The sequence below is a fragment of the Actinoplanes oryzae genome, assembly GCF_030757795.1.
GTDB lineage: Bacteria > Actinomycetota > Actinomycetes > Mycobacteriales > Micromonosporaceae > Actinoplanes.
Genome location: NZ_JAUQWH010000092.1, coordinates 1 through 24985, shown reverse-complemented (window position 1 = coordinate 24985; position 24985 = coordinate 1). Strand labels below are relative to the sequence as shown.

General features: G+C 74.3%; 21 protein-coding genes. 9 read left to right on the top strand and 12 right to left on the bottom strand.

Annotated elements, in window-relative coordinates; genetic code table 11:
- Positions 1-4 precede the first annotated feature (4 nt).
- Positions 5-880: a poly(ethylene terephthalate) hydrolase family protein gene (locus RBH18_RS26550; RefSeq protein ID WP_306212504.1), complete on the bottom strand. Its 876-nt coding sequence runs from the start codon at positions 878-880 to the stop codon at positions 5-7.
- 273 nt (positions 881-1153) lie between these two features.
- On the opposite strand from RBH18_RS26550, the gene lysS reads away from it, so the two are divergent.
- Positions 1154-2914: a lysine--tRNA ligase gene (lysS, locus tag RBH18_RS26545; RefSeq protein ID WP_306212502.1), complete on the top strand. Its 1761-nt coding sequence runs from the start codon at positions 1154-1156 to the stop codon at positions 2912-2914.
- Positions 2915-3242: 328 nt separating this feature from the next.
- Here the strand turns inward: lysS and RBH18_RS26540 are convergent, their stop codons facing one another.
- On the bottom strand, positions 3243-4805 hold the full coding sequence (locus RBH18_RS26540; RefSeq protein ID WP_306212500.1) for a sensor histidine kinase: 1563 nt from the start codon (positions 4803-4805) through the stop codon (positions 3243-3245).
- A 147-nt stretch (positions 4806-4952) separates the two neighbouring features.
- Between RBH18_RS26540 and RBH18_RS26535 the strand changes: the two genes are divergently transcribed.
- The 8 genes from RBH18_RS26535 (at position 4953) to RBH18_RS26500 (ending at position 14298) form a co-directional block, all read left to right on the top strand.
- On the top strand, positions 4953-7310 hold the full coding sequence (locus RBH18_RS26535) for a putative bifunctional diguanylate cyclase/phosphodiesterase (protein ID WP_306212498.1): 2358 nt from the start codon (positions 4953-4955) through the stop codon (positions 7308-7310).
- 81 nt (positions 7311-7391) lie between these two features.
- Entirely contained in the window at positions 7392-8435 is a 1044-nt protein-coding gene (locus tag RBH18_RS26530) for a helix-hairpin-helix domain-containing protein (protein ID WP_306212496.1), read from the top strand.
- A 420-nt stretch (positions 8436-8855) separates the two neighbouring features.
- Positions 8856-9569, top strand: a complete 714-nt coding sequence (locus tag RBH18_RS26525) for an energy-coupling factor ABC transporter permease (RefSeq protein ID WP_306212494.1) — start codon at positions 8856-8858, stop codon at positions 9567-9569.
- Positions 9566-10132, top strand: a complete 567-nt coding sequence (locus tag RBH18_RS26520) for a PDGLE domain-containing protein (protein ID WP_306212492.1) — start codon at positions 9566-9568, stop codon at positions 10130-10132. Before RBH18_RS26525 ends, RBH18_RS26520 begins: the two co-directional genes overlap by 4 nt.
- A gap of 20 nt (positions 10133-10152) precedes the next feature.
- Positions 10153-10917: a cobalt ECF transporter T component CbiQ gene (gene cbiQ / locus RBH18_RS26515; RefSeq protein ID WP_306212490.1), complete on the top strand. Its 765-nt coding sequence runs from the start codon at positions 10153-10155 to the stop codon at positions 10915-10917.
- Positions 10914-11654, top strand: coding sequence for an energy-coupling factor ABC transporter ATP-binding protein (locus RBH18_RS26510; protein WP_306212488.1), 741 nt, complete (start codon positions 10914-10916; stop codon positions 11652-11654). Before cbiQ ends, RBH18_RS26510 begins: the two co-directional genes overlap by 4 nt.
- A gap of 80 nt (positions 11655-11734) precedes the next feature.
- Positions 11735-14161 carry a class III lanthionine synthetase LanKC gene (gene lanKC, locus RBH18_RS26505; RefSeq protein ID WP_306212486.1) on the top strand — a complete coding sequence of 809 codons (2427 nt, stop codon included), beginning with the start codon at positions 11735-11737 and terminating at the stop codon, positions 14159-14161.
- A gap of 11 nt (positions 14162-14172) precedes the next feature.
- Positions 14173-14298: a SapB/AmfS family lanthipeptide gene (locus RBH18_RS26500; RefSeq protein ID WP_306212484.1), complete on the top strand. Its 126-nt coding sequence runs from the start codon at positions 14173-14175 to the stop codon at positions 14296-14298.
- A 23-nt stretch (positions 14299-14321) separates the two neighbouring features.
- On the opposite strand, the gene RBH18_RS26495 is transcribed toward RBH18_RS26500, so the two are convergent.
- From RBH18_RS26495 to RBH18_RS26450, 10 genes are all read right to left on the bottom strand, one after another.
- Positions 14322-14993, bottom strand: coding sequence for an SGNH/GDSL hydrolase family protein (locus tag RBH18_RS26495; protein ID WP_306212482.1), 672 nt, complete (start codon positions 14991-14993; stop codon positions 14322-14324).
- A gap of 126 nt (positions 14994-15119) precedes the next feature.
- Positions 15120-16001 (bottom strand): polyprenyl synthetase family protein, encoded by an 882-nt coding sequence (locus tag RBH18_RS26490; RefSeq protein ID WP_306212480.1) that lies wholly within the window; start codon positions 15999-16001, stop codon positions 15120-15122.
- Entirely contained in the window at positions 15998-17356 is a 1359-nt protein-coding gene (locus tag RBH18_RS26485) for a nucleotide pyrophosphatase/phosphodiesterase family protein (RefSeq protein WP_306212479.1), read from the bottom strand. Before RBH18_RS26485 ends, RBH18_RS26490 begins: the two co-directional genes overlap by 4 nt.
- Positions 17353-18498 (bottom strand): metabolite traffic protein EboE, encoded by a 1146-nt coding sequence (eboE, locus tag RBH18_RS26480; RefSeq protein WP_306212477.1) that lies wholly within the window; start codon positions 18496-18498, stop codon positions 17353-17355. Before eboE ends, RBH18_RS26485 begins: the two co-directional genes overlap by 4 nt.
- Positions 18498-19349 carry a TatD family hydrolase gene (locus RBH18_RS26475; RefSeq protein ID WP_306212475.1) on the bottom strand — a complete coding sequence of 284 codons (852 nt, stop codon included), beginning with the start codon at positions 19347-19349 and terminating at the stop codon, positions 18498-18500. Before RBH18_RS26475 ends, eboE begins: the two co-directional genes overlap by 1 nt.
- A complete protein-coding gene (locus tag RBH18_RS26470; RefSeq protein ID WP_306212473.1) occupies positions 19349-19948 on the bottom strand; it encodes an EboA domain-containing protein in 600 nt (199 codons plus the stop codon). Before RBH18_RS26470 ends, RBH18_RS26475 begins: the two co-directional genes overlap by 1 nt.
- Positions 19938-20789 carry a sugar phosphate isomerase/epimerase family protein gene (locus RBH18_RS26465; RefSeq protein ID WP_306212471.1) on the bottom strand — a complete coding sequence of 284 codons (852 nt, stop codon included), beginning with the start codon at positions 20787-20789 and terminating at the stop codon, positions 19938-19940. The genes RBH18_RS26470 and RBH18_RS26465 overlap by 11 nt, the downstream gene beginning before the upstream one ends.
- Positions 20790-20820: 31 nt before the next feature.
- Positions 20821-21690, bottom strand: a complete 870-nt coding sequence (locus RBH18_RS26460; RefSeq protein WP_372338990.1) for an SCO3242 family prenyltransferase — start codon at positions 21688-21690, stop codon at positions 20821-20823.
- Between the two features lie 34 nt (positions 21691-21724).
- A complete protein-coding gene (locus RBH18_RS26455) occupies positions 21725-22864 on the bottom strand; it encodes an inositol-3-phosphate synthase (RefSeq protein WP_306212467.1) in 1140 nt (379 codons plus the stop codon).
- Between the two features lie 560 nt (positions 22865-23424).
- Positions 23425-24765: a serine/threonine-protein kinase gene (locus tag RBH18_RS26450; RefSeq protein ID WP_306212465.1), complete on the bottom strand. Its 1341-nt coding sequence runs from the start codon at positions 24763-24765 to the stop codon at positions 23425-23427.
- Positions 24766-24985 lie beyond the last annotated feature (220 nt).

Below are 24985 nucleotides of genomic sequence, written 5' to 3'. Positions count from 1 at the left end.
CTGGTCAGGAGTGCGGGCAGGTGTCCCGGTACTCCTGGATCGCCGAGCCCGAGGGCGCCGGGCACAGGAACTGCTCGTAGCGGGTGTCGTTGTCGATGAAGCGCTTGAGCCACGAGATGCTGTACTTCGCCACCGTGACGTTGGTGGACGTGGGCGCCGAGTGGGACGCGTTGTTCAGCTCGAGGTAGGCCTTGTCCGAGGTCGCGGGCAGGCTCGTGTAGAACGGCTCGGAGTGCGAGGCGACCGGCGCGACCGTGTCGTTCTCCGCGCCGATGATCAGCGTCGGGACGCGGTCGGTGGTCCAGCTCTTGGTCGTGTGGTACGGCGTGAGCGGCACCGCCGCCTGCAGGGCCGGCCGGGTCCGCGACGCCGCCAGGCTGCCCCCGCCGCCCATCGAGTGGCCCATGACGCCGAGGCGCGTGGCGTCGATCCGGGTCCGCACCGAGCTGCTGCCGGTGAGGTAGTCCAGCGCCGCGAGCAGCTGGGTGCCGCGGCTGTCCGGGGAGTCGAGGGTGCTGAGCGTGTCGATCGTGATGACGACGAAGCCCTGGGACGCCAGCCGCGGGCCGAGCCACGACACGGCCGACTGCGAGGAGGTGAAGCCCGGGGAGATGGCGACCGCGCCGAACGTCCCCGCGGCGGTGCTGGTCGGGTAGTAGATCGTGCCGCCGCCGAAGCCGGAGACGGCCGAGCGCGCGACGGTGACGGTGGCGGTCGCGAAGGGGCCTTGGGACGCTTCGATGCTGCTGGTGGTCGGGGCGGGGCCGCGCTCGTACGGGTTGGCGGCCTGCGCCGGTGCGGGACCGGCGGCGACGGCGGCGGCGAGGGCGGTCGCGCCGACGATCGAGGCGCGCAGGACACGGGTCACTCGTGAGGACATCCGCGGGGCCTTTCATTGAGGTGTGTCAATACGATGACGCGCCCGTGACGATCCTGGTAATCCCGCCGCGCCCGGTCACCCGGCGGTATGGCATCGCTGTCAGCCCCGCCGGCCTGCGCCTGCTCCGGGCCGGGTGGCCCCCGGCATATCGCGTGCGGCCTCCGTCCCGGCGTCCGTAGCATCGCGTGCGGCGCCCGGCGGGCAGGGGCGGTGCGGGGCGATGCGCCGCGATCCGGGAAAATGGGCGGCGAGGACGAGATGGAGTGGGAGACCGTGGCAGAAAACGCAGGACCCGTCGACTGGGTGAGCCGGTTCGCCGACGAGGTGATCGCCGAGGCCGAGCGGCGCTCGCCGGGCAAGCCCGTGGTGTGCGCCTCCGGGCTGAGCCCGTCGGGGCCGGTGCACCTGGGCAACCTGCGTGAGGTGATGACGCCGCACCTGGTCGCGGACGAGATCCGCCGGCGCGGGCACGAGGTCGTCCACCTCATCTCGTGGGACGACTACGACCGCTTCCGCAAGGTGCCCGCTGGCATCGACCCGTCGTGGGCCGAGCACATCGGCAAGCCGCTGACCGCCGTGCCCGCCCCGCCCGGCAGCCGCTTCCCCAACTGGGCCGAGCACTTCAAGGCCGCGATGATCGACTCGCTGGCCGAGCTCGGCGTCGACTACCGGGGCATCAGCCAGACCGAGATGTACACGTCGGGCGCCTACCGTGACCAGATCCTGCTGGCCATGCGCGAGCGCGCCCGGATCGACGCGGTCCTCGACCGTTACCGCACCAAGGGCCGTCCCGCCGCCGGCTCGGACGCCGCGCCGGCGGCCAAGGGGCGCGGCAAGCAGGGCCAGAAGCTCGACGAGGACGAGGCCGCCGCGGCTGCCGAGGCCGCCGAGGGCTCCGGCGCGGCCGCCGAGGACGACGGCGGCGCGGGCCAGGACTACTACCCCTACAAGCCCTACTGCGGCGAGTGCGGCAAGGACCTGACCACGGTCACGGCCTACGACGACGAGACCACGGCGCTGACGTACGTCTGCACGCTCGACGGCTTCACCGAGACCGTGCTGCTCAGCGAGTTCAACCGGGGCAAGCTGGTCTGGAAGGTCGACTGGCCGATGCGCTGGGCCTACGAGGGGGTGCACTTCGAGCCCTCCGGCGTCGACCACTCCTCCCCCGGCTCCTCCTTCGTGGTCGGCGGGCAGATCGTCACCGAGGTCTTCGGCGGCGAGCAGCCCATCGGCCCGATGTACGCCTTCGTCGGCATCAGCGGCATGGCCAAGATGTCCAGCTCCCGCGGCGCGGTCCCGACCCCCGCGGACGCCCTCGCCATCATGGAGGCGCCGCTGCTGCGCTGGATGTACGCCCGGCGCCGGCCCAACCAGTCCTTCAAGATCGCCTTCGACGCCGAGATCCAGCGCCTCTACGACGAGTGGGACGCCCTCACGGCCAAGATCGCCGCCGGCACCGCCGCGCCCGCCGACGAGGCCGCCCACGACCGCGCCGTGCGCACCGCCACGACCACGCTGCCGCTGACCCCGGTGCCGATCTCCTACCGCACGCTCGCCTCGATCGTCGACATCACCACCGGCCACGACGAGCAGACCCTGCGCATCCTGCGCGACATCGACCCGGAGCGGCCGGTCGGCGACCTGGCCGAGGTGCGCCCGCGGCTCGCCAAGGCCCAGACCTGGGTCCTCACCCAGCTGGCCCCGGAGGCCCGCACCCAGGTGCGCACCGAGCCGGACAAGGAGCTGCTGGAGTCGCTCGACGACCAGCAGCGCGAGTCCCTGCGCCTGCTCGCCGCGGGCCTGGACGCCAACTGGTCGCTCGACGGCCTGACCACCCTCGTCTACGGCGTGCCCAAGACGATGGCGGGCCTGCCCGCGGACACCAAGCCGACGCAGGAGCTCAAGGTGGCCCAGCGCGCCTTCTTCGTGCTGATCTACCGCCTGCTGATCGGCAAGGAGACCGGCCCGCGCCTGCCCACCCTCCTGCTCGCCGTGGGCGCGAACCGCATCCGCACCCTGATCGGCGCCTGAGCCCGCCGGGAGCCGTCACCGCGCGGCTTCCTGACCGCGCGGCCGGGAAGCCGCGCGGCCACGGAGCCGCGCGGTGAGGGCCCGTCCGGGTCGCGGTGGCGAGGAAGTCGCCGAGCAGCATCGCGTCCCCGTGCCGGGTGGCGACAATCCGGCCGGCCGGCTCGCGGGCGCACAGCTCCACCGCCGCGTCCGGCAGCCGCTCCGGCCCGGTCCGCGCGGCCGTCTCCCGGCCGAGCTCCACGCGGGCGCCGCTGGTCGCCGCCGAGAAGCGGGCATCGTCCCGGTAGTAGTCCGCGGCGGTCACCTCGGCCCGGGGCGGAGCGGAACCTCAGGGGGAGGCGATCTCCGCCGCCGGTTCCTCCTCCGCCGGGGCGATCACCGGCAGCGTGATGGTGAACGACGCCCCGACCGCCACGGAGGGGTCCAGCTCGATCGTGCCGCCGTGGTACTCGACGATCTTCTTGACGATGGCCAGGCCGATGCCCGTACCCTCGTAGGCCTCGCGGGGGTGCAGGCGCTGGAAGATCACGAAGACCTTGTCGGCGAACTCCGGCTCGATGCCGATGCCGTTGTCGCGCACCGTGATCTGCCAGATGTCGCCCGAGCGTTCCGCACTGACGACGACCTCGGGCGGCACGTCCGGCCGGCGGAACTTGAGCGAGTTGCCGATCAGGTTCACGAAGAGCGTGGTGAGCAGCGGCTCCTCGCCCTCGACCGTGGGCAGGTCCGCCGCGACGATCTCGGCGTCCTCGCTGCGCGCCGAGAGCTGCGAGCGCACGATGTCGAGCACGTGGTTGAGGTCGACCCGCTTGAAGCCGCTGGTCAGGCGCCCGATCCGGGAGAAGGCCAGCAGGTCGTTGATCAGCCGCTGCATCCGGTCGGCGCCGTCGACGGCGAAGGCGATGTACTGGTCGGCGCGCGCGTCGAGCTGCCCCTGGTAGCGGCGCTGCAGCAGCTGGCAGAAGCTGGCCACCTTGCGCAGCGGCTCCTGCAGGTCGTGCGAGGCGACGTAGGCGAACTGCTCCAGGTCGCGGTTGGAGCGGGTCAGCTCGGCGGCCTTCGCGTCGACCTGGGCGCGGGCCTGCTGCACCTCGCGCAGCTCGGCGGCGATCTTGCGGCGCATGGCGTCCACGTCGTCGGCGAGGCCGGCGAGTTCCGGTGCGCCCCTGCCGACGATGGCCCGGTCGTAGTCGCCGGCCGCCACCGCCCGGATCTGCCGGGCGAGCACCAGCACCGGCCGGTTGATCAGCCTGTCCAGCAGCAGCATGAGCGCGACAGCGAAGACGAGGACGGCGGCCGCGGCGGTGATCTCGAGGGCGAGCAGGGCACCGCCCGTGTTCTTGGCCGCCGAGACGGCCGCGTTGCGCACGACGGAGATGCTGTCCTGCAGATCACCGACCGCCGCGCGTACGGCGTCGAACTGCGCCGTCCCGTCGGCGGCCGGCAGGGACTGGCCCGCCTCGGGTCCCCCGGTCCGGACGGCGGCGATCACGGGGTCGGCCACCTCGGCGCGCCAGGTCTCGGCCCGCGCGCGGACCTGCGCGATCGCGGCGGTCACCGCGGCGTCCGCACGGCCGGTGCGGTTGAGGCGGTCGATCTGGTCCAGCAGGTCGGCCTCGGCCGCGCGCCCCCGCTCGTACGGGGAGAGGTTGTCGGTCCTGCCGCTCAACAGGTAGCCGCGCATGCCCGTCTCCTGGTCGACGAACGCGGCGTCGAGGCTCTGCCCCGCGGTGCGCATCGGGCCCGTCTTGTCGGTGAGGACGTCGATGCGCTCGTTGCTGTCCGCGGCGATCAGGGCGGCCGCCACGCTCAGCCCCACGAGCAGGACGCCCAGCGCGGCGCAGATGGCCATGACCCGGCTGCGCAGAGTCCACGAACGGGAGCGTGGCATGCGAGGACCTCCAGGCGACGGGCGGGGCGCGCCAGCCGCGCCGGTGCATGAGTATCCATGCCTCCGCGCGCGCGACGGGCAGCGGGGACGCGCCACCTCAGCGCACGCTCAACCCCGGGTCAAGATCTGCTCAGGTACGCGCCCCGGGTGCCGATCCGTCGGAATGTGCTGAGACTCGCCGACCGGTGCTGGTGGATCTGGCCGGTGCTCGGCATTCTCGCCTGCGTCGGCTACACGCGGCTGCCCGGGGCCGGTGCGCCGCTGCTGTCCGCGGCGACCGGCTTGCTGGCCGCCGTGCTGACCCTCGCCGGGGTGCGCCGCAACCGGCCGCCCGACCCCTTCGCCTGGCTCGTCTTCGCGGCCGGGCAGCTGACGTGGGCCTCCGGCGACCTGGTCTACGCGCTCAACCAGCTCGCCGGCCGCCTGACCTTCCCGTCCTGGGCCGACGTGTGCTACCTGGCGGCGTACCCCTTCTTCGCCGTCGCCCTCTTCCGCCTGGGCCGCGGCCGCCGCCCGAGCGCCGGCCGCATCATCGACGCGGCGGTCACCTTCATCGGGCTGGGCCTGGTCTACTGGGTGCTCGTCGTGGGGCCGATCGCCGGCGACAGCAGCCAGCCGGTGCCGCTGCGCCTGGTCACGATGGGCTACCTGACGATCAGCGTGATCCTCATCGCCGCCCTCGGCCCGATCGTCACGCACACCCGGCACAGCGGCCCCAGCGGCTGGCTGCTCGCCGCGGGCTGCGTCGCCACGCTGCTCGGCAACCTGGTCACCGGATTGGCACCCGCGTCGATGGCGTGGGCGATCCCCTGGGCGTACGCCGTCTTCGTCTTCACCTACGTGTGCTGGGCCGGCGCCGCGCTGCACCCGTCGTCCGCCGTCCCGCCCCACTCGCCGGAGCGCACCGGCGCCCGCCGGCTCATCCTGCCCGCGACCGCCACGATGCTGGTCCCCGCGGTCCTCTTCCTCGAGGCGGGCCGCGACCCCGGCCACCTGGACACGATTGCCGTCGGGGTCGGCTCGACGCTGCTGGTCGTGCTGGTCATGGGCAGGCTCGCCGGGTTCGTCTCCCAGGTGCAGCGGCAGGCCCGCCAGCTCGAGGACCTGGCCCTGCGCGACACGCTCACCTGCCTGCCCAACCGCCGCGTCTTCGAGGAACGCCTCGCCGGTGCCGTCGCCGCCGGGGCGCGGCCGCAGGTGGCGGTGCTGGACCTCAACGGCTTCAAGGACGTCAACGACCGGCTGGGGCACGCCGTCGGTGACCGGCTCCTCGAGGTCGTCGCACGGCGGCTGGCAGCCTCCGTGTCGTCCGCGTCCTCCCTGCCCTCGGCCTCTTCCCTGCCTTCGGCCTCTTCCGTTTCCCTGCCTTCGGCCTCTTCCGTGTCGTCCGCGTCTTCCGGGGCCGTTCCGGTCGCCGCCGCTCTGGAGGACGAGAGTCTGGTGGCGCGGCTGGGCGGTGACGAGTTCGCCGTGCTCGTGCCGGACGCGTCGCCCGAGGCCATGGCCGGGATCGCCGAGCGCATGGCGGCCGCGCTGCGCCTGCCGATCGAGGCGGACGGGCACGAGCTGCTCGTCTCCGCCAGCATCGGCAGCGCCGACGGCGCCGGCCTCACCGACCCCGGCGAGCTGCTGCGCCGCGCCGATCTCGCCATGTACGCCGCGAAGGAGGCCGGCGGCGCCCGGCACCGCGCCTACTCGGCCGATCTCGACCGGTCGGCGGGCGAGGAGGCGAAGCTGGGCGCCGAGATCCGGACCGCGCTGGACACCGGCCAGTTCCAGGTCGTCTACCAGCCGATCGTGTCCCTGCCCGACGGGCGGGTGGTGTCCGTGGAGGCGCTCGTCCGCTGGCGGCACCCGGTGCGCGGCCTCGTCAGCCCGGCCGAGTTCATCCCGGTGGCCGAGAGCAACGGGCTCATCGTCGAGCTCGGCGAGTGGATCCTGCGTACCGCCTGCTCCCAGGCCGTCTCCTGGCGCAACACCCTGGGCGACGCCGCACCCGAGCGGATGTCCGTCAACGTGTCCGCCCGGCAGCTCGCCGAGCCGGGCTTCGCCGGCGTGGTCGCCGAGACCCTGGCCTGGACCGGCCTGGGCGCCGCCCAGCTGACCGTCGAGGTCACGGAGACCGCCGTCTTCGGCGGCGGCCAGACCGTCCAGGCCGTCAAGGACCTGCACGAGCTGGGCGTCAAGATCGCCCTCGACGACTTCGGCACGGGCCACTCGTCGCTCGGCCTGCTGCAGACCGTCCCGGTCGACATCCTCAAGGTCGACAAGTCGTTCGTCGACTCGATCACGATGGCGGGTCGGCACGCGGTGATCGCCACCGCCCTCATCCAGGTCAGCAACGGCCTGGGACTGCAGGCCGTGGCCGAGGGCGTCGAGACCGCCGAGCAGGCCGCGGAACTGCACCGCCTCGGTTACCGCCTGGCGCAGGGCTACCATTTCGGCCGTCCCGTGGCCGAACCGGACTTCCTCGCGACCGCCGCCCGGGGCGCCCTGACGCGCTGACCGGCGGTTCGTGACAGGGGCGCAGCGGCTCTCTTCTATGATGCGCGCTAATCACGCACCCGAAAGCCGCCGGAGGCTCCCGTGTCAACCGTCATATCCCTGCTGGCCGGGCTCGTGGTCGGCGCGGCCGCCTCCTGGTTCATCTGGGGCCGCAAGAAGCCCGCCGCCGCTGCCCCCACCCCGTCCGCGCCGGCCGAGGCCCCGGTCTCCCCGGCTCCCGCCCCGGTCCCCGCCTCGGTTCCCGCCGAGGCCCCGGTCTCCCCGGCCGAGTCGATCGGCACGCCGGCCGAGACACCCGCTGCGGCCGCCCCCGCCGAGGCCCCGGCCACCGTGCCGGACTCCCACACCTCGTCGGACCCGCAGGCCGCCTCGCCCTCCGCCACCGCGCTCGAGGACGAGGTCACCGCCGTGGTCCCCGGCCCGCGCCCGGCGGCCGAGGATTCCCCCGCCGCCTCCCCCGCGATCGAGGACGAGCCGACCGTCGTGGTCCCCGCCTCGCCCGCCCCGGCTGAGGAGCCGATCGCCGAGGCCGTGACCGAGCGCATCCCGCCGGCCGAGTCCCCGACCGCCGAGCCCACGCCGGCCGCCGAGAAGACCGCCGAGCCGGTGGCCGAGCCCTCGCCGATCGCCGAGCCGGTACCGGAGCCCTCGTCGATCGCCGAGCCGGTGGCCGAGCCGGAGCCGGTGGCCGTCGAGACCGTCGCCGAGCCGGAGCCGATCGGCGAGGCGAAGCCGGAGCCCGTGCCGGTCGCCGTGGCCGCCGAGCCCGTGGCCGTCACCGCCGAGCCCGTCGCGCCCGAGCCCGTCTCCACGGCGCCCGGGAACGAGCCGACCATCGTGATCCCGGCCCAGGCGTCGACGCCGATCGACGACGAGACCGTCCCGGCGGGCACGCCCGGCCCGGCGCCGGCCCCGGTGCACGAGCCGGACGACCTCACGAAGATCGCCGGCATCGGCCCGAAGATGGCCATGGCGCTGGCGGCCGGCGGCATCACGACCTACGAGCAGCTGGGTGCCGCGGACGAGGCCACCATCCGCGCCGCCATCACGGCGGCCGGCATGCGCCTCGCCCCGAGCCTGGCGACCTGGCCCGAGCGCGCCCGCGCCCTCGCCGCCATCGGCTGAGGCCGGCCGGCCCCGGCCTCGGCATCGCCGGCGAACCAGAGAGCCGGCGAACCAGAGAGCCGGCGAACCGGCGAACCGGCGAACCGGCGAACCGGAAAGCCAGTAGCACCGTCCGAGATCCACCCGCGAGAAGCATTGGGCTCCTCGACTGAGAGCAGGGCTGCCGCCGGCAGTCCTGCTTTTCGTTTCCGGACGAACGGCTCGGGAAGTGGCACGTCGCCGACCCGTCCGGCACCCGCGGCGCCGCGAACCAGGGACATGGCCGTCGTCGTGACCGTCGGGCGGCCGCCGGGCGACAAGATCACCCATCGACCGGGGTGTGTGGGCTACGTCTCCCGTACCAGGCGCTGTGACGTTGTTGCCACAGCTGTGCAACTGCGCCACTGACGCATATGCTCCGGGGAAACAGGGAGGCGCGGGATGGACACACAGGCGATGCACATCGCCAACGGGATCGTGGACGGGCCGGTTTCCGCGCTGTTCGCGGTGTTCGCGGCGCTCGGGCTGGCGGTCTGCGTCTGGCGGGCGCGCGCGGACCTGGACGATCGCCTCGCCCCGATGGCGGGCCTCGTGGCGGCGTTCATCTTCGCCGTGCAGATGCTCAACTTCCAGGTCCTGCCGGGCGTCTCGGGGCACCTGCTCGGCGGCGCGCTCGCCGTCGTGCTCGTGGGCCCCTGGGTCGGCGCGCTGTGCGTGGCGACCGTGCTCATCGTGCAGTGCCTGCTCTTCGCCGACGGCGGCCTGACGGCCCTCGGCCTCAACATCACCAACATGGCCCTCATCGGCACGGCCGCGGGCTACCTGCTCGTCGCCCTGCTCATGCGGTTGCTGCCGAAGACCCCCGCCGGGGTGGGCGCCACGGCGTTCATCGCCTCGGTCGCCGGGGTCGTGCTCGCCTCCCAGGGCTTCGTGTTCGAATACTGGCTCGGCGGCACCACCGAGCTCTCCCTCGCCACGATCGCCGGCACCATGGCCGGCGTGCACACGCTGATCGGCATCGGTGAGGGCCTGATCGCCGCGACCACGGTCGCCACCGTCGCCCGCGTGCGGCCCGACCTGGTGTACGCCCTGCGCCGCTTCCGCACCGCCCCCGTCGCCGCCGAGCCCGTGACCGTCTCCGGAGGTGCCGCATGACGACCATGCACTCCCCCGCGCGCAAGCCGCGCGCCCGGCTCGGCTGGTTCCTGGCCGGCGGCCTGCTCGTCGCCCTGCTGCTCGCCGGCGTGGTGAGCAACTTCGCGTCGGGCAGCCCGGACGGTCTCGACGCGGCCGCCCGCCAGGGCTGCACGTTCAACGCCGACGACGAGATCACCGGCGGCACGTGCATGGCCCAGCGGGAGCAGGACCACCAGCTGGCGGACAGCCCGCTCGCCGACTACGGCATCAAGGGCGTCGACAACGAGTACGTCTCCACGGGCCTCTCCGGCATCCTCGGCGTCCTCGTCACCTTCGCGATCGGCGCCGGCGTCTTCTGGCTCGCCCGCCGCCGCACCACGACCGGCAGCGCAGCGACAGCGACAGCGACCAGCGGAACCGCAAAGACCGGCGCAACCGCAAAGACCGGCGCAACCGCAAAGACCGGCGCAACCGCAAAGACCGGCGCGACCGCAAAGACCGGCGCACCGGCACCGGCCGGCGGCGGCGGAGCGGCCGGCAGCGAGCGGGCCGGCGACCCGGGGAGCGGAAGCCCGGCATGACGACGAGGGACGTGGCCTAGGTGGGCGCCGGGCACGCGCATCCGCTGCATCTCGACCGGCCGAGCCCGGTCCATCGCCTCGCGCCCGAGGTGAAGATCGTCGCCACGCTGCTGTTCACGATCGTGGTGGTGGCGACGCCCCGCGAGGAGTTCGCGGCCTTCGGCGGCTACGCGCTGCTGCTCGCCGCCGTCGCCGCGGCCGCCCGGGTGCCCGTACCGTGGCTGGCCAAGCGGGCGACGATCGAGCTCCCGTTCGTCCTCCTCGCGGTGTTCCTGCCCTTCGCCGGGCACGGCGAGCGCACCGAGTGGCTGGGCCTGTCGCTGTCGGTCGACGGGCTCTACGGCGCGTGGAACATCGCGGCCAAGGGCACGCTCGGCGTCGTGGCCTCGCTGCTGCTGGCGGCGAGCACGACCATGCGCGACCTGATTCTGGGCCTCGACCGGCTGCGCGTGCCGTCCGTGTTCACGCAGATCGCGACGTTCATGCTGCGCTATCTCGACATCCTCGCCGACGACGCGCGCCGCATGCGGATCGCCCGGCTGTCCCGCGGGTACGATCCGAGGTTCCTGTGGCAGGTGAAGGCGTTCGCGGTCAGCGTGGGCTCGCTGTTCCTGCGCGCGTACGAGCGGGGGGAACGGGTGTATCTCGCCATGGTCTCGCGGGGCTACGACGGCCGCATGCCGCACCGCGGCCAGGCCCGCACCACGCCGGCCCAGTGGGCGCAGTCGGCCGTGCTGCCGGCGGCCGCGGCGATCATCGGCGTGACGGTGGCGCTGCTGCCATGAGCCTGCGCATCGAGGGGCTCACCTTCGCGTACCCGGACGGCAGCGTCGCCCTGCGCGGCGTCGACCTGAGCCTGTCCGAGGGCGAGCGGGTCGCCCTGCTCGGCCCGAACGGCGCCGGCAAGACCACCCTCGTCCTGCACCTCAACGGCGTGCTGCACGGCGGCGCCGGCACGGTCGAGGTCGGCGGCCTGCGCGTGGACGCCAAGGACCGCGCCCGGCTCGCGGAGATCCGCCGCCGGGTCGGCATCGTCTTCCAGGACCCGGACGACCAGCTGTTCATGCCCACGGTGGCCGAGGACGTGGCGTTCGGCCCGGCGAACCTGGGCCTGCGCGGCGCCGAGCTGGACGCGCGCGTCGACGAGGCCCTCGAGGCGGTCGGCATGACGGCGCACCGCGACCAGGTGCCGCATCACCTGTCGTTCGGCCAGCGGCGGCGGGTGGCGGTCGCCACGGTCCTGGCCATGCGCCCCGAGCTGCTGGTGCTCGACGAGCCGTCGTCCAACCTGGACCCCGCGAGCCGCCGCGAGCTGGCCGAGATCCTCGAGCGGCTGCCGGTGACCGTGCTGATGGTGACGCACGATCTCCCGTACGCGATGCAGCTCTGCCCCCGCTCGGTCATCCTCGACGGCGGCCGCATCGTGGCCGACGGCAAGACCCCCGACATCCTGGCGGACGAGGCCTTGTTGCACGCGCACCGCCTGGAGCTTCCCTTCGGCTTTCATCCCGTACGCCCCTGAGTCCCCCGCGCGGGTGATCACGGGCGCGCCGGTCGGGACGGACCGGCGCCCGGCGGATCTTGTCTGGTTGGCTCGACCGCGTGCACGACGACTACTGCCTTCCCGGGCAGCCGTTCTTCGACCGGGCCGGCGGCGACGACGGTGACGCGACGTTCGCCGCCGTGGCGCCCGCCCCGGGACCGGGGTGGACGGCGCGGACGTACGGCCCGTGGCGGGTGCTGCACCGCGCCGGGACCGTGCTGCCCGAGCAGGGCTGGAAGGTCCACGTCGCCGCCACGCCAGGCAACGCGGCCGGCGTGCTCGGCGTGGTGCACGACGTCTGCGGCGGGCGCGGGCTGGCGTACAAGCACCTGCGCTCCCCACGGGCCCTCCTCCACCGCAACGGCAAGTACGCGGCGCGCGGCTCCAGCGGCAAGTTCGTCACCGTCTACCCGGCGGACGCGGAGGCCCTGGGCGACGTCCTGGACGCTCTCGGCACGCGGCTGCACGGGAGCCCCGGCCCGTACATCCTGGGTGATCTGCGCATCGGGGCGGGACCGGTGCACGTGCGCTTCGGCGGGTTCGTGCCGCTGGAGGCCGACGACGGCGGGCGGCTGGTCCCCGCGGTGCGGCGGCCCGACGGCGTGCTGGTGCCCGACCGGCGTACGGCGGCGTTCCACGTGCCGCCCTGGGTGACTCCCCCGGCGGTGCTGGCGCCGCACCTGGCGGCCCGCCGCGCCGCGGAGCTGCCCTTCCGGATCACGGGTGCGCTGCACTTCTCGAACGGCGGCGGCGTGTACCGGGCCGAGCGCGACGGCCGGCGGATCCTCGTCAAGGAGGCACGACCGCACGCCGGCCTCGACGCCCACGGCCGCGACGCCGTGACCCGCCTGCGCCGTGAGCACGAGGCCCTGGTGGCGCTGGCCGGCCTCCCCGGCATCCCCGAGGTCGACGGGCTGCACGAGGCGTGGGAGCACCTGTTCCTGGCCCGGGAGTTCCGCGACGGTGTCCCGCTCGGCAAGTGGATGGCCCGGCACTGCCCCCTGTACGCCGACGCCACGCCGGACGATCTGGCCCGCTACTACGGGCGCGCCGCGGCGCTGGCCGATCAGCTCGACCGGCTGCTGGCGGCGGTGCACAACCGGGGCTGGGTCTTCGGCGACCTGCACCCGCGCAACGTGCTGGTCGACGACGAGGACCGGATCTCGCTCGTCGACGCCGAGGAGGCCTTCCCGGCCGCCGAGGACACCGTGCCGGGTCTGGGCGCGCCGGGCTTCACCGCGCCGCCGGGCACGCGCGGCGCCGGCCTCGACCGCTACGCCCTCGCGGCCCTGCGCCTGTGGCTGCTGATCCCGCTCGCCCCGATGCGGGAGATCTCCCCCGCAAGTACGGCCGGGCACCTCGACTGGGCCGCCGCCCGCTTCCCCGTCCCGCCCGCCGTCGTTGCCCGACTGCGCCGCGACCTGCTCCGCCCGGCCGTCCGCCCCCGCCGGGCGCCCTCCGGCGGCACGACGATCGGCGACCTCGTGCGGTCCATCCACGCCGCCGCCACTCCGGAGCGGACGGACCGGCTCTTCCCCGGCGACGCCGAGCAGTTCCGCAGCGGGGGGCTCGGGCTGGGGCACGGCGCCGCGGGCGTGCTCTACGCGCTGGCCCGGGCGGGCGATCCGATCCGGCCGGAGTACGTGCGGTGGCTGTGCCGGCGGGCCGCTCTCGATCCGGCCCGCTCCGGGTTGTGGACCGGCAGCCACGGCGTCGCCGTGGTCCTGGACCTGCTCGGCGAGCCCGGCGCCGCCGACGCGCTGCTGGCCCGCTGCGATCGGCCGCCGGGCGGGATCAGCCTTGCGCACGGCGTGACCGGCGTCGCCCTGGCCCTGCTCACGCTCGCCGAGCAGCGCGGCACTTCCCTCGACGCCGCCCGCGCGCTGGCGGGGACATTGGTCACGCTGCCGCCGGGTGCCACCGATGCCACGGGACTGCTGCACGGCTGGAGCGGCCCGGCCCTGCTGTTCACCCGGCTGTACGAGGCGACCGGCGACGCGTCCTGGCTGGACCACGCCGAGACGGCGCTCGGGCGTGACCTGTCCCGCTGCGTCACCACCCCGGCCGGCGGGCTGCAGGTTCCCGACAAGGGACGCGTGCTGCCGTACCTGGAATCGGGCAGTGCCGGGATCGCCGTCGCCGCCGCCCGGCTGAGCGCGCACCGCCCGGTGGCCGCGCTGCCCGGCCTGCTGCGCGCGTGCCGGCCCTCGTTCGTCGTGTACCCGGGGCTGATGAACGGCCGCGCCGGCCTGATCGCCGCCCTCGCCGGCACCGACCCCGCCGCGGCGGCCGCGCACGTGCCCGAACTCGGCCTGCACGCCGTCCCGTACGGCGGGGGCATCGCCTACCCGGGCGTCACCCTGCGCCGGCTCTCGATGGACCTGCACACCGGCACGGCCGGCGTCCTGCTCGCACTGGCGACGCTCGCCACGGCCCCCGCCCCAGCTCCCGGCGCCGATCCGCGCGTCCGGGCCGTCCCGATCTGAGGAGACACCACGTGGAAGACATTCTCGACCTGCAGCTGCTGGAGCCGGAGGAGACCGAGGCCGACGGGATGGAGCTCAGCCAGCTCAGCGTCGGCGCCGAGTGCGGCATGAGCAACGTGAGCCTGCTCCTCTGCTGAGCCCGCGCGGGGCACCCCGCCGGTCAGCGGCGCATGGCGGCGTACCAGGCGTCGGCGATCTCGCGATAGCCCTGGTCGGTGGGGTGCACCTCGTCGCTCAGCTCGCGCCGGTCCATCGCCGCGTGCTGGTCCACGTAGACGACCTGCGGCAGGCCGGCGAGCACCCCGGGCAGCCGGGCGTTGAAGGCGTCGATCCGCCCGTCGACGGCGGTGTCGGTCGAGGCGACCAGCGACGACACGTACACGGTGACGCCCGGGTCCCGCCGCACGATCTCCCGGCACAGCGCCGCCAGCCGCTCCGGCGCCGTCGCCGACCGGTAGTCCTGGATCATGTCGTTGGTCCCCAGGTGCATGATCACAACATCCGGCCGGTACGCGGCGAGCCACTCGCCGGCGTGCGCCGCGATCTGGTCGATGCGCCACCCCGGATGCCCCTCGTGGTCGCGGTCGCGCAACCGGCCCGACCGCTGCGAGCCCACGAAGTCGACGTTCATGCCGGCGTCGCGCGTCAGCCGCTCGTACAGCCGCCCACGGTAGCCGTTGCCGTCGCTCGACCCGTACCCGTAGGTGATCGACGCCCCGAGCGGCATGATCCGCACCGGCTCGGCCGCCGACGCCGGCCCGATCCCCGCCAGCGCCACCGCCGTCGCCACGACGCTCACCCCGAGCACCGCCGTCCCCGCCCATCGCCCCATGCCCACGCCGTATGTCTATATCCCCGGGTCAACCACGGGATCGCCCGTTCAGCCAGAGCAGGATTCACCTTTGGTCGGATTCGACGTGATTCATGCCCCCGCACCACCCCGGATCCGGTAAGTCGGTCAGCGGGTCCGGGCGACCACCGATGCGACCAGTTCGCCCAGGGCGTCGCGGGCCTGGGGGGTCAGGGGGGCGCGGGTGAGAGCCGTCCGGGCCGAGGCGGCGCGCTTAGCGATCAGGTCCTCGGTGGCCTCGCGGGCGCCCGTGGTGGTGATGATGTCGCGGAGTTCGGCCGCGCCCGCCTCGTCGAGGGCCGGGCTGCCGAAGAGTTCGCGCAGCCGGTTCGCCTGCGGGCGGGAGGCCCGGTCGCGCGCCATGGCGACCATCACGGTCGGCTTGCCCTCGCGCAAGTCGTCGATGACGGGCTTGCCGGTCACGGCCGGGTCGCCGAAGACGCCGAGGACGTCGTCGCGCAGCTGGAAGGCGTCGCCGAGGGGGTCGCCGAAGGCCTGCAGGGCCGCCTGGCCGGCCGGTCCGGCGCCGGCGAGGGCCGCGCCGATCTGCAGCGGGCGGGTGACGGTGTAGCGGGCGGCCTTCATGCGGATGACGGTCAGGGCGCCCGCCACCGAGCCGTCGCCCACGGCCGAGACCAGGTCGAGGTACTGCCCGGCGATGACCTCGGTGCGCATGACGGTGAAGAGGCGGTAGCCGCGGTGGATCTGGTCGATGGGCAGGCCGGACTCGTGGAACAGCTCCAGCGCGGCGGCGGCCGTGACGATCGCGGCGCTGTCGGGGCCGCCCGCGCCGCGCCAGCCCCAGTAGCAGAACATCGGGCGCAACCGCTTGCCGTCGGCGAGGACGAAGCGGCGGACCGCGTCGAGGACGCCCCGCGGCGTGCCGTCGGGCCAGTGGGGGCGCTGCCGGTCCAGGTACGCGATGAGCGCCGCCTCGCACCGGCGGGCCAGCTCGGCCGACCCCGTCCCGGCGGGGCTCTCGACCGTCATGAGGCGAGCCCCGCCGCGCGCAGCACGAACTCCTTGACCTCGATGGCCTCGAGCGACTCGCGGGCCAGGGCCGGGTCCGAGCACAGCAGGACGGGACCGTCCGAAGGGGTGGCCGGCAGCCGGCCGTGCGAGCCGCGCACCGCCCGGGCGCCCGCGTCGAGCCCGACGACGTTCATCAGGTAGCGCATGCCGAGCTTCTTCCTCAGGAGCGCCAGCCCGGCTCGCCCCTTCGCCGCGCCGGGGCCGGCCGGGTCGAAGAAGAGCTCGGCGGGGTCGTAGCCGGGCTTGCGGTGGATCTCGACGAGGCGCGCGAAGTCGGGCGCCCGCTTGTCGTCCAGCCAGTAGTAGTAGGTGAACCAGGCGTCCGGTTCGGCGAGGAGCACCAGGTCCCCCGCCCGCGGATGGCCGAGGTCCACGATGTCGGCGACGCCGGGCAGCGCCGAGCAGATCTTGGCGACCTGCGGGACATCGGCCTTGTCGCGGACGTACACGTGGGCGATCTGGTGGTCGGCCACCGCGAAGGCCCGCGAGACCCAGGGATCGAGATACTCCATCCCCGCCTGCGTGTAGACCTCGAGCAGGCCCTCGGAACGTAGCAGCCGGTTGATGTCCACGGGCCGGGTCGCGGGCGTGATGCCGTACTCGGACAAGGCGACGACCGTCGCACCGCGCCGCGCGGCAGCCTCCAGCACCGGCGCGAGCGCCGCGTCCACCTGTGCCGCCGCGGCTGCCGCCTCCGGCCCGTCCGGCCCGAACCGCTGCAGGTCGTAGTCGAGATGCGGCACGTAGACGAGCGTCAGATCGGGGTGGTGGGTGGCCATGATCTGCACGGCGGCCCCGGCGATCCAGCGCGACGAGGCGATCCCGGCGTTGGCACCCCAGTAGCTGAACAACGGGAAGGTGCCCAGCGACTCCTGCAACGTGTCGTGCAGCTCCGGCGGGTACGTGTAGCAGTCCGGATCCTTGCGCCCGTCGGCGTGGTAGACCGGGCGCGGCGTGACCGTCCAGTCGACGTCGGCGCCCATCGCGTACCACCAGCAGACGTTGGCCACCGTGTAGCCGGGGTGGACCGCCCGCGCCGCGTCCCACAGCTTCTCGCCGCCGACCAGCCGGTTGTGCTGCCGCCAGAGGAAGATCTCGCCCAGCTCGCGGAAGTACCAGCCGTTGCCCACGATCCCGTGCTCGGCGGGCAGCGTCCCGGTCAGGAACGTCGACTGCACCGAGCACGTCACGGCCGGCAGCACGGTGCCCAGCCGCGCCTGGAAGCCGGTCTGCGCGAGGCGCGACAGGCGGGGCATGTGGCGCAGCAGCTTCGGCGTCAGGCCGACCACGTCCAGCACGACGACGGGTTTCACGACGGCACCCCCGGCAGCGGTGTGAGGCCCAGCGCGGTCAGCTGGGCGCGGGCGAAGAACAACTCGGACGCGATCCCGGCGGCGAGCTCGGCCGGGTCGCGCGGGCGGGCGGTGGGCGGCAGGACCCCCCACGTGTACGTCTCCACGTCGAAGTGCGCGCAATCGCTGAGCTCGACGAGGGCGCCGAGGGCCTCCACGAGCACGCCGACGGTGCTCGTGAGGGGCGGGGCGGGCGCCTGGTGCAGCGGCACGTGGAAGTGCACGCGCCACGGCTGGGCGTCGGCACCCCGCGCGTCGAGCGCCTCGTCCAGGTCGTCGGCCTTGAACCCGTGCGGCCCGCGGGTCTGGTGCAGGAACCGCGGCTCGGCGTACTCCCCGAGGACCGCCCGGTCCGCGTGCGGATCGGCGCTGGCCAGGGCGGCGGACAGCTGGGTCTTCACGACGGGCAGCCCGGCCTCGCGCAGCCGGGCGAGCGCCGCGGGCGGCTCCTCCCACGCGCACGCCAGGTGGGCGAGATCGAGGCAGACCCCGAGCACCGAGGTGTCCGCCTCGCCGAGCAGCGCCACGGCCTCCTGCGTCGTCTCCACGATGCACCCCGGCTCCGGCTCGAACGCCACCCGGATCCGGCGCGGCAGCCGGTGCAGCTCGGCCGCCAGCTCCACGAGCGCCCGGCGGCAGGCCGCGGCGCGGGCCGCGTCCCACGGGTCACGCCAGGCGAGCGGCAGGGACGAGATCGAGCCGTACGCGGCGTCGTCCGGCAGCAGGTCGGCCAGGATGACCCCCAGGTTCACCGTGTACGCCATCCGCTGCGGCGTGGTCCAGTCCGGCTGGTAGACGGCGTGCTTCACGACCGGCGCGTGGAACGCCTGGTACGGGAACCCGTTGAGCGTCACCACCTCCAGCCCCCGGCTGGTGAGCGCGTTGCGCAGTCCCTGCCGCGCGGCGACGTCCGACGCGAGCCCGGCCGCCACGGGCGCGGGCAGCCACAGGCCGAGCCCGAGCACGTCGGTCCCGAGCCGTTCGCGCACCGGGACCGCGTACGTGTCGAGCTGCCGCAGGATCCCGTCCAGGTCCTCGGCCTCGTGGACATTGGTGCAGTAGGACAGGTGTCGTTGTCTCCCCGTGGCGTCCGCTAAGCGCATCAGCTGCCGCCGCGCGCGAGGGAGCTGCCCGCGTACGACGGCTCCGGGGCGGGCAGGTCGGACAGGTCCAGCCGGCCCGACTGCGCGTAGAACGCCACCGGGTTGCGCCACAGCACCAGGTCCACGTCGTCGGCCGTGAACCCCGCGGCCAGCATCGCCTCCCCGGTCGCCACGGTGAGCAGCGGATCCGAGTGCCCCCAGTCGGCGGCCGAGTTGACGAGCACGCGCTCGGTGCCGTACCGCCGCAGGATCTCCACCATCCGCGGCGGGGACATCTTGGTCTCGGGGTAGATCGAGAAGCCGAGCCAGCACCCGCTGTCCCGGACCAGGTCCACGGTCACCTCGTTGAGATGGTCGACGGCCACCCGCCCCGGATCGATGCCCGACTCGGCGATGACGTCGAGCGTCCGCCGCGTCCCGGCCGCCTTGTCCCGGTGCGGGGTGTGCACGAGCGCCGGCAGCTCGAACTCGCGCGCCAGGGCCAGCTGCGTGCCGAACGCCTCGTCCTCGGCGGGCGTCATCGAGTCGTAGCCGACCTCGCCGACCGCGACGACCCCGTCCTTGTCCAGGTAGCGCGGCAGCAGGTCGAGCACGGGCCGGCAGCGCGGGTCGTTCGCCTCCTTGGGGTTGAGGGCGATCGTGGCGTGGTGCCGCACCCCGAACTGCGACGCGCGATAGGGCTCCCACCCCAGCAGCGAATCGAAGTAGTCCGCGAAGGATCCGGGGTTGGTCCGCGGCTGGCCGAGCCAGAAGGCCGGCTCGACGACGGCCCGCACCCCCGCGTCCGCCATGCGCCGGTAGTCGTCGGTGGTCCGGGACGTCATGTGGATGTGCGGATCGAAGACGCGCATCAGTCCTCCTGCTTCTGCTGGATCCTGTTCAGCAGTGCCGTCGCGTCGGCGGGCATCCGGCGACCGGCCGCGGCCCGCTCCTGCGCCAGCCCGGTGAGCATCGCCGCGAGCTCGGCGTCGGCCCGCTCGTCCAGCCGGTCGACCCGGCTCAGCGGCACGCCCATGAAGACGCACTTGACCACGCCCTGCCGCCAGGCCGCGGGGCTCAGGTGCCGCGCGTACGGCCCGAGCGCCGCAGCCACGAGCCGGGCATCATTGGTCCGCAACGCGTCCTCGACGAGCGGCACCCCGGCGTCCCCGATGGGCAGCAGCGCGAGCGCGTGCAGCACGGCGAGCCGCTCGCCGCTGTCCCCGTGCCAGTAGAGATCGAGCACCCGGTCGTCCTTGTGCGGGACGGCCAGCAACAACAGCACCCGGCCGGCCAGCCCCGGCGTCCAGTCCGGACGGTCGGCCAGCGCCTGCCGCCCGAGCTTGCGCCCGGCCCGCGCGAAAAGGGCAGGGAGCTGGTCCGGGTCGGCGCGCACGCGGGCCTCGGCGTCGCTCAGCCATTCCTTCTCCGGTACGCCCGGCAGGGCGCCCCGCAGCTCGTCAGCCTTCATGCCGTCCCTCCTTCTCCGCCGCCCGCAGGTGGTCGAGTGACCGCCTGGCCACGTCCGGAGCGGCGTGCGAGTGACGCGGCAGCTCGACGGCGACCAGCCCGCGATAGCCGCCGGCCCGCAGCGCCGCCAGCACCGGCGGGAAGTCGATCTCCCCCTCGCCGAACTCCAGGTGCTCGTGCACGCCCCGCCGCATGTCGTCGATCTGCACATTGACCAGGTACGGCGCCGCGGCCGCCACGCACGCCGGCACCGGCTCGGGCTCCACGGCGCGGCAGTGCCCGATGTCGAGCGTCAGCCCGAAGGCGGCCGGCGCCCCGAGCGCCTCGCGCAGCCGGAACCAGCCGTCCAGGTCGCCGACCTCCATGCCCGGCTCGGGCTCGAAGCCGAGCGGCACACCGGCCGCCGTCGCGTGCTCCACGACCTCGGCGCACCCGTCGACCAGGCGCTGCCAGGCCTTGTCCGCCCCCACCCCGGCCGGCCGCACCCCCGCCCAGAAGGAGACCGCCTCCGCCCCGAGATCCGCGGCGACGGCGACCGCCCGGCGCAGGAAGTCGATCCGCACGTCCCGCTCGTCGTGCAGCAGGGTCGGCGCGTGCTTGCGCCACGGGTCCAGCAGGAACCGGGCGCCGGTCTCGATCACCACGCCGAGCCCGAGATCCCGCAGCCGGTCGGCGACGCGGGCGACCTCGCGGGCCAGCCCCTCCGCGTACGGATCGAGGTGGTCGTGGTCGAGCGTCAGCGCCACGCCTTCGTACCCGAGCCCCGCGATGACGCCGAGCGCGTCGTCGAGCCGATGGTTGGCGAAGCCGTTCGTCCCGTACCCGAAGCGCAGCCCGCTCATGTCGCGGCCACCTTGCGCCCGCATCGCTCGATCACGTCGCCACCACCTTGCGCGTGAGGATCCGGGCGAGGGGGGCCGCCAGTGCCACCACCGCGCCGGTGACCGGACGTCCCGCCGTCGCCGTCAACGCCCCCTGCAACGTGGGAAACTCCGTGATGCCGGCACCGACCGCGGCCCGCACGGCGCCGGGGCTGGAGTCGCCGAGCAGCCTGATCTGCCGGGCGCCGTAGCCGGCCGCGTACGTGGCGGCGAGCATCGGCCCGACCCGCCGCGCCAGCCATTCCGGCGCGCCTGCGGAGGCCACTCCCACCACGCCGGCGGTCGCCGCGAGGGTCGCCGCGGGCAGCCTCCGGTCCACGGCACCGTGGACCTCGTGCCGGGACAGCGCCGTGACGGTGTAGGTGTGGAGTCCCACCGTGGCGGCCGCGGGCAGGGCGCGTACCGGCGCTTGCGACGAGGCCCCCAGCAGCACGTCGAGCGCGCGGCACGCGGCCATGCCCGCCGGGCCGGCCGCGGTGTTCTTGAGCTTGAGGTCGTACGCCCAGATGGCCGCCGTCAGCGGCACCGCCACCGCGAGCGCCCGCGCTCCCCCGGCCCGCCCGGCGACGCCGAGTCCCGCCGCTGTGAGTCCGGCCGCGACGCCCAGGGCCGCGGAGGCCGGGATGCGGCCGGATGGGATCGGCCGCTCGGGACGCTCGGTCGCGTCCAGCTCCCGGTCGGCCCAGTCGTTGGCCGCCATGCCCGCCCAGTAGAGCAACACCGACGCCGCCGCCAGCCCCGCGGCCTTGCGCACCGGCACGCCCGCCGCCGCGGCGCCCGCGATCACGTCGCCCGGTACGGAGAGGGCGGCCGGGGCACGTACCAGCTCGGCCAGGGCCCGGAGTCGTTCCTTCACCGCGATGCTCCGCAGCCGCTCGTCGGGCGTCGCCGTCCGCTCATCGGGACAGCCCGGCGGCGAAGGCGGTGAGCCGCGCCCACTGCTCGGCGAGCGCGGACGGCCCGTCGCCCAGCGGATCCTTGAAGAAGAAGCCGAGGTCGGTCAGCGGCCCGGAGCGTCCCGCCGCGTGGGCAGCCGCGGTGAGCCGGGCGAGGTCGAGCACCAGCGGCGCGGCCAGGGCGGAGTCGCAGCCGTGCCAGGTGAACTCCAGCCGCATGGGCGTACCCAGGAACCCAGCGAAGGTCACCAGGTCCCACGCGGTCTTGAAGTCCCCGATCTCGGCGACGTAGTCGATGCGGCTGGTGCCCTCGGGCTCGTAGCCGAGCGCGTCGCCGAGGACCCGCTGCTTGCTGGCGACCTTAGCGGCGTTGGCGGCCGGGTCGGCCAGGTTGGCCCCGTCGCCGCCGCCGAGCAGGTTGAGCCCGGACCAGCTGGTCACCCGCAGGTTCCGCTGCGCGAACATCGGCGCCAGCACCGACTTCACGAGAGTCTCGCCGGTCTTGCCGTCGTTGCCCGCGTAGGGCAGCCCCTCCCGCTCGGCCAGCTCCGCCAGCGCGGGCAGCCGGGGCCCCGTGGACGGCGTGAAGTCGACGAAGGAGCAGCCCGCCCGGAACGCGGCGTACGCGGCGAGGGAGCTGGGCGGCAGCACCGCCTGCCCGGGCTCCCGCAGAGCCTCCTCGAGCACCCGCAGCCCGGCATGCGCCGGATGCGGCTCGATCAGCGGCTCGGTCGTGGCGACATCGACGACGACGACCCGCTCCAGCGCGTGCCGCTCCCGGAAGTCTCGCAGGTCGGCGGCGATCCGCTCCGCCGTCTCGGCCTGCGTCGGAGCGGACGGCAGCGGCCGCACCTCGCCTTCGACGGCCGCCAGCTCGGCGGCGAGCGCCCCGACGAGCGGGCCGGGCACGACCCCGGCGGCGGCGAGCGCCTCGGCCTTCTTCGCGAGCGGCAGGGCGACCACGTCGTGCCCGCCGAACACCAGGTCCGCCCACCCCGGCAGCGCGGGTCCGCGCACCTCCGGCAGCTCCGTGACGCATCCGGCGGTGCCGGCCAGCCGGGCCCGCACCGCTGCCGCCCCGACCAAGGCCGTGACGGCCACCGAACCCCGAGCCCCGACCAACCAGATTCCGGTACGCATGCGCATCCCTCCCGGGCACCCACACCGCGCTCCGCTAACACGATGTGTCACTCGTGTTACGTGAAGCGACGCTACCGAGCACTCGGGACAAAGGAAACCCTCGATGTACGGAAACTTTCTCCCGTACCTCACCCAACTTTCCTACCAGGCGACAAAAGTCCTGATCCGCCCCGCCGAGGCCTCCCGCACCAAGCCGGATCCGCCGCCCACCCGGATCGGGGCACGCCTGACCGCCCGCCCTCCCAAGAGCGGTCGAGTCTGTCCACTCGGGGCTGTCAGCAGTCCCAGCCGTCAGCACCCCGGCCGTCAGCGACTCGGCGCTGTCAGCAGTCCCGGCCGTCAGCACCCCGGCCCTCACCAATCCCGGCCGTCACCAACCCCGGCCCTCACCAACCCCGGCCGTCAGCACCCCGGCCCTCACCAACCCCGGCCCTCACCAACCCCGGCCCTCACCAACCCCGCCCGTCAGCACCCCCGGCCCTCACCAATCCCGGCCGTCAGCAGCCCCGGCCCTCACAACCCCAGCCGTCAGCAAGCCCGGCCCCGCGCCGGCGTCAAGCTCAGGAGTCCGACGGCGCCCGCAGCATCATGAGAATCCCCAGAGTCATCGCCGCCACGGTGGTGCTCATCGCCCGCCGCACGCCGCCCCGGGAAGCACCGCCCCGCCGCCTGCCCGGCCCAGCGGCATCGGAACCCCGCACCGACCCGCCACTCCCCCGGCGACCGGAACCAGGCGCCCCACCGCGACTACCGGGGCCGTCACCCGAACCAGCCGGCCGCCCGGCAGCACCGGCAAGCGACCGCAGACGCCGGACCCCCGAGCCGCTCACCGGCTTCGGGAAGTGCAGGGCCCGCCGCGGCAGCATCCCGGCCGCATCCGCAAGGATCCAGGCGGCCTCCGCCGCGTCGGGCCGAGCCTCCGGCACCTTGGCGAGGCAGCGCCGCACCAGGTCGGCGACGGCCCGGGGCAGACCCGGCAGCGGAGGCAGCGGCCGCGGCTCCTCCCGCAGGTGCGCACTGACCATCTCGGTGATCGTCGTGGCCTGCCAGGGCATCGAGCCGGCAAGCGCCCGGTAGAGCAGCAGCCCCAGCCCGTAGACATCGCTCGCGGCCCGCACGGGCCCGCCGTCGAGCCGCTCGGGCGCCAGATAGGCAGGCGTGCCGAGCACCTCCCCGTCGATCTCGTCCACCGACCCGGCAGCCGCCGAGATCCCGAAGTCGACCAGCTTCACGCCGTCACCGAACACCGCCGCCTGTCCCCGCGCCGCGCCGAGCCTCCGCACTGCCCCAAGCCCCTGCGCCGCGCCGAACCCACGCATTGCCCCAAGCCCCTGCGCCGCCCCGAACCCCCGCGCCGCGCCGACCCGGTGCCCCGCGCCGAGCCCCCGCGCCGCGCCTGAACCCTGCGCCGCGCCATGCGTCTGCGCCGCGCCACGAGTCTGCGTCGCGCCTCCCTCGGGGGCGCCGGCGTGGCCGGGCACCATGACGTTGCCGGGCTTGACGTCGCGGTGCACGATGCCGCGCTCGTGGGCGGCCGCCAGGGCCGACGCCACCTGCGCGCAGATCCGCACCGCGGTCTGCCAGGGCAGTGGCCCGTCGGCAAGCACCTGGGCGAGCGTCCGCCCCTCGACGAGTTCCATGACCACGTACGGCACCGGCGCATCCCCGTACTGGTCGCGCTCCTCGTCGTAGTCGTACACGTCGACGACGTTCGGATGCCGCAACGCCGCCGCCGACCGGGCCTCCTGCCGGATCCGGTCGAGCAACGCCGGCTGACGGCCCGCGGCGGCGGACGGCACCTTGACGGCGACATCCCGCTGCAACAGCTCGTCATGGGCGCGCCACACCACGGACGACCCGCCCACGCCGAGCCGCTCGATCAGCCGGTAGCGATCCTTCACGGCGGCCCCAATGCCCCGCCCCCACGCCCGGAAACAAGAAATCCCCCGGCGATATGAACCCGTGTCACTAGACATACCGGCCGCAATCATTCGTGCACACGAAGCCACCAAAACGGCGCCCCACCTGCACAGAAGCCGCCTCCCACCCGCACTCCGCCCGGCCGCGCCTCCCCCAAGCCCACCGGACAGCCCATGCCGCCGCCCCGCCCCGTCCCCGACC